Here is a 4,961-nt window from a genome sequence, read left to right as displayed (position 1 = left end):
CCGAACAGACCGATCTTGCCGCCCTTCACGTACGGGGTCAGCAGGTCGATGACCTTGATGCCCGTTTCCAGGATCTCGGTCTTACCCTCGAGCTGGTCGAAGGCGGGCGGCTGGCGGTGGATGCCCCACTGCTCGCCGTCGCGGCCCAGGCCCGGGGTGTCGAGGCAGTCGCCGAGGGCGTTGAACACGTGGCCCTTGGTGACGTCGCCGACCGGAACCGAGATCGGCTTGCCGGTGTCGGACACCGGGACGCCGCGAACCAGGCCGTCGGTCGGCTGCATCGAAATGGTGCGAACGATGTTGTCGCCCAGATGCTGCGCGACCTCGAGGGTCAGCGTCTTGGCCACCGACGGCAGGGTGACGTCGGCGTGCAGGGCGTTGAACAGCTCTGGGATGGCGCCGCGCGGGAACTCGACGTCCACCACGGGGCCGTTGACCCGGACGACGCGGCCTGTGCCAGCGCCCGCCCGGCTTGCGTTTTCTTGCGTGACAGCTGCGGTCATTTGTTCTCTTCCATGGGGGCTAGGGCTTAGTCGCGATCCGAGGACGCAGCCAGCGCGTTCGCGCCGCCGACGATTTCACTGATTTCCTGCGTGATGTTCGCCTGCCGGATCGAGTTCGCCTGGCGGGTCAGGGTATTGACCAGCTCGGTGGCGTTGTCGGTGGCAGCCTTCATTGCGGTGCGGCGCGCGGCCGACTCCGAGGCCGCGGCCTCGAGCAACGACGAGTAGATGCGGGTGTTGATGTACTTCGGCAGCAGGGCGCCGAGCAGCTTGTCCGCATCCGGTTCGAACTCGTAGAGCGAGGTGATCTTCGCGTCCGGCGAGTCGGTGAGCATGTCCTCGCCGAGTTCGAAGTTCTCGTCGACGAAGCTCACCTGGATCGGAGCGAGCCGGCGAACCTCGGGCACCTGCGACAGCATCGAGACGAAGCGGGTGTAGACGATGTGAATCTCGTCCACGCCCTCGATGGTCCCGGTGCCGCCCGGCCCCTCCACCTCGGTGTCGGAGCCCGCCATGAACACATCCACCAGGTGGTGGCACGCGGCCGACGCGTCGGTGTAGTGCGGCTGCTGCGAGAACCCGGTCCACGAACCGGCCAGCGGGCGGTTGCGGAAGGTGTAGTACGTCAGGCCCTTGCTGCCCATCACGTACAGCACCGGCTCCTTGCCCTCGGAGCGCAGCGTCGTGATCAGTTCCTCGGTGCGCTTGAGCACGTTGGAGTTGTAGCCACCACACATACCGCTGTCACTGGTGATCACCAGGATGGCGGCGCGGCGCGGAGTGGCCCGCTCGGTGAGCAGGGGGTGGTTGAGATTCGAGGAGGCACCGGCCAATTCGCCGAGCACCTTCGTGATCTCTTCCGCGTACGGCTTCGCGGCGGCCACCCGGGCCTGGGCCTTGCTGATTCGCGAGGTCGCGATCAGTTCCTGGGCCTTGGTGATCTTCTTGATCGAGCTCACGCCACGAATACGGGAGCGCAATTCACGCAAGTTCGCCATCAGCGGTTCACACTCCCTTCGCGTATCGAATTCGTAGGCATCGTCGGACCCGGCTTACTTCTCGACGTGCTTACGGGTGACCGACAGCGACTCGACCTCTTCGTGGTCCAGTTCACCGGCGCCGGCCTCGTTGACCACGCGGCTGCCGTCGGAGGCCAGGAAGCCCTGCTTGAAGCGCTCGGTCTCGGCCTTGATCGCGTCGGCGGGCTCGCCTTCGAGCCGCTTCGCGCCACCTTCGAGGGCGTCGAAGGAACCCTGCACCTTGTTGTGCAGGTGTTCGAGCAGCTCGGCGTTGAAGCGCCGCACGTCGCCGACCGGCACCGAATCGTAGTAACCGGCGTCGACCAGGTAGATCGAGACGATCTGGTCCTCGACCGCGACCGGCGAGTACTGATCCTGCTTGAGCAGCTCCACCCAGCGCGCACCGCGCTCGAGCTGGGCCAGGGAGGCGGCGTCCAGATCGGAGGCGAAGGCGGAGAACGCCTCGAGCTCGCGGTAGGAGGCCAGCTCCAGACGCAGCGAACCGGCGACCGTCTTCATGGCCTTGGTCTGCGCGGCGCCACCGACACGGGAGACGGAGGTACCGACGTTGATGGCCGGACGCACACCCTTGTTGAACAGGTCGGACTCGAGGAAGACCTGGCCGTCGGTGATGGAGATGACGTTGGTCGGAATGAACGCCGAGATGTCGTTGGCCTTGGTCTCGATGATCGGCAGACCCGTCATCGAACCGGCGCCCATCGCGTCGGACAGCTTCGCGCAACGCTCCAGCAGACGGGAGTGCAGGTAGAAGACGTCACCGGGGTACGCCTCACGGCCCGGCGGGCGACGCAGCAGCAGCGAGATGGCGCGGTAGGCCTCGGCCTGCTTGGACAGGTCGTCGAACACGATCAGGACGTGCTTGCCCTGGTACATCCAGTGCTGGCCGAGCGCGGAACCGGTGTAGGGCGCGAGCCACTTGAAACCGGCGGAGTCGGACGCGGGGGCGGCGACGATGGTGGTGTACTCCATCGCACCGTGCGCCTCGAGCGCGGACTTCACGCCGGCGATGGTGGAGCCCTTCTGGCCGATCGCGACGTAGATGCAGCGCATCTGCTTGGTCGGATCGCCGGACTCCCAGTTGGCCTTCTGGTTCAGGATGGCGTCGATGCAGACCGCGGTCTTACCGGTCTTGCGGTCGCCGATGACCAGCTGACGCTGGCCACGACCGATGGCGGTCAGCGCGTCGATGGCGGTGATGCCGGTGGCCATCGGCTCCTCGACCGGCTGGCGCTCCAGCACGGTCGCGGCCTGCAGCTCCAGCACGCGGCGCTCGTCGGCCTCGATCTCGCCCAGGCCGTCGATCGGCTGGCCGAGGGGGTTGATGACGCGGCCCAGGAACTTGTCGCCGACCGGCACCGAGAGCACGTCACCGGTGCGGCGGACCTGCTGGCCCTCTTCGATGCCGTCGAACTCACCGAGGATGACCGCACCGATCTCGTCGGGGTCGAGGTTCAACGCGACACCCAGCACACCGCCGGGGAACTCGAGGATCTCGTTGGTCATCGCCGACGGCAGGCCACTGACGTGCGCGATGCCGTCACTGGTGTCGGTGACCGTGCCGATTTCCTCGATCGAGGTTTCGGGGGTGTAGCTCTGGGTGTAGCTTTCGATCGCGCTACGGATCTCATCGGGGGAGATCGTCAGCTCCGCCATGGTTCTTCCTGCTCTCGCTGTGGTCTGGAATGTCGGGGTGGGTTGCCGGGCTCGAGGCTCGGCTAGGCCAGGGCCTGGCGCAGGCGCTGCAGTCGGCCGACGGCGCTGCCGTCGATCACGTCGTCACCGATACGCACGACGACACCGGCCAGCAATGCCGGATCGACCTGCACGTGGATGGTGACCGGCTTGTCGTAGATTCGCTGCAGCGATGCGGCGAGATGCTCCCGCTGCTGCTGCGTCAGGGCCGTCGCCGAACGAACGTGCGCGACGATCTGCTTGCGCAACGACGCCGCCAGATCGGACAACTGGTCGAAGGCGACGCCGACATCACCGCGCGACCGGCCGACCGCCTGCTCGGCCAGCTGCATGGTGACGTCTTCGACCTTCCCGGTGAGCAGCCGAGCCAGCAGCTCGCGCTTGGCGGCCGCCGGCTTACCGCGATCGGTGAGCGCCTGCTCCAGATCCGGGTTGTCTTCGACGGTGCGGCCCAGCCGGAACAACTCGTCCTCGACGGCGTCGATACGTCCGCGGTCGGCCGCGGCGCGCAACAGCGCCTCCTGCCCGAGCAGCACCAGGGTGTCGACCAGATCTCGGGTACGAGACCAGTCCTGGGCGACGGCAGTGGTCAGCACGGCCTGTGTGGCCGCGCTGATCTTGCCGCCGAAAACGCGTTCGGCCAGTTCGGCACGCACCGAACTCGACACCGACTTATCCGCGAGCGCCACACGCAGCGAACGCTGGTCGTCGAGCACGGCGACTACGGCGAACAGTTCGGAGCCCGTCGTGGCGGCGACGGAGTCACTCCCGGTGAGTGCGGCCGAAAGAGCTTCCCTCGCACGGGAACTCGCCTCGCGGCTCGCTGCGTACATGATTCCCACTTTCACTGTGTTGAATTCCGGGGCCCGGAGTGGTCGGGCGCCGGTGACTTGCGTCACCGACAAGACCTCTCAGGCGCAGGTTACCTTCCGACCCCGATGCCGGCCTTCTCATCCAGCTCGGTGAGGAACCGATCGATGGACGCCGCCTGCTTGGCTTCGTCCGCCACGGACTGCCCGATGATCTTCTCGGCCAGGTCGACCGCGGTGCGGCCGAGCTCGGACCGGAGCTCGGTCACGATCTGCTGACGCTGGGCGTCGAGCTGGGCATGACCGGCGGAGACGATGCGATCGGCTTCGGCCTGAGCCTCCGAGCGCAGCTGCGCGAGGATCTGCTGGCCCTGGGTACGCGCTTCCTCACGGATGCGCGCCGCCTCGAGCCGGGCCTCGGCCAGCTGCTGCTGGTACTGCTGCAGGGTTTCCTGCGCCTCGGCCTGCGCGGTCTCGGCCTTGGCCATGCCGCCTTCGATCTTCTCCGAGCGCTCGTCGAGCACCTTCGTCAATCGCGGGACCACGTACTTGTAGAACAGGATCCCGATGACGACAACGCACACCACCGACCAGACGATGTCGTATGGCTCCGGAATCAGAGGGTTCTTGTCCTCTGCATTCTCGGCGAGCAAGTACATGCTGTTCATCGGAATCAGAAGATGAAGCCGGCGACGAGACCGATCAGCGCGAGGGCCTCGGTGAACGCGATACCCAGGAACATGTTGGTCCGGATGGTGCCCTGCAGCTCGGGCTGACGGGCGATGCCCTCGATCGCCTTACCGACGACGATGCCGACGCCGACACCCGGGCCGATCGCGGCCAGACCGTAACCGATAGCGCCGTAGCCCTTGACCCGATCCGAGGTCTGGGCGAGTTCGGCGGCCACGTAGGAGAGG

At 66.6% G+C, this 4,961-nt stretch carries 5 protein-coding genes and 1 pseudogene; all 6 read right to left on the bottom strand.

The annotated features are described in order from the left end of the window. Window positions 1-503 (bottom strand): annotated as a pseudogene (locus RJ03_RS05885) (F0F1 ATP synthase subunit beta); the annotation flags it as partial. A 26-nt stretch (window positions 504-529) separates the two neighbouring features. Then, window positions 530-1,501 carry a F0F1 ATP synthase subunit gamma gene (locus tag RJ03_RS05880; protein WP_036498574.1) on the bottom strand — a complete coding sequence of 324 codons (972 nt, stop codon included), beginning with the start codon at window positions 1,499-1,501 and terminating at the stop codon, window positions 530-532. A gap of 54 nt (window positions 1,502-1,555) precedes the next feature. Beyond that, on the bottom strand, window positions 1,556-3,196 hold the full coding sequence (gene atpA, locus RJ03_RS05875; protein ID WP_036498571.1) for a F0F1 ATP synthase subunit alpha: 1,641 nt from the start codon (window positions 3,194-3,196) through the stop codon (window positions 1,556-1,558). Between the two features lie 62 nt (window positions 3,197-3,258). Continuing rightward, window positions 3,259-4,068, bottom strand: coding sequence for a F0F1 ATP synthase subunit delta (locus RJ03_RS05870; protein ID WP_036498583.1), 810 nt, complete (start codon window positions 4,066-4,068; stop codon window positions 3,259-3,261). An 89-nt stretch (window positions 4,069-4,157) separates the two neighbouring features. Then, on the bottom strand, window positions 4,158-4,712 hold the full coding sequence (locus RJ03_RS05865) for a F0F1 ATP synthase subunit B (RefSeq protein ID WP_036498568.1): 555 nt from the start codon (window positions 4,710-4,712) through the stop codon (window positions 4,158-4,160). Between the two features lie 5 nt (window positions 4,713-4,717). Beyond that, complete coding sequence (locus tag RJ03_RS05860; protein ID WP_036498579.1) at window positions 4,718-4,951, bottom strand: ATP synthase F0 subunit C; 234 nt, start codon at window positions 4,949-4,951, stop codon at window positions 4,718-4,720. Window positions 4,952-4,961 lie beyond the last annotated feature (10 nt).

This window comes from Nocardia aobensis NBRC 100429, assembly GCF_000308375.1.
GTDB classification, from domain to species: domain Bacteria; phylum Actinomycetota; class Actinomycetes; order Mycobacteriales; family Mycobacteriaceae; genus Nocardia; species Nocardia aobensis.
Note: the sequence above shows the minus strand (reverse complement) of the source record. Positions and strands in the feature narration are given on the sequence as shown.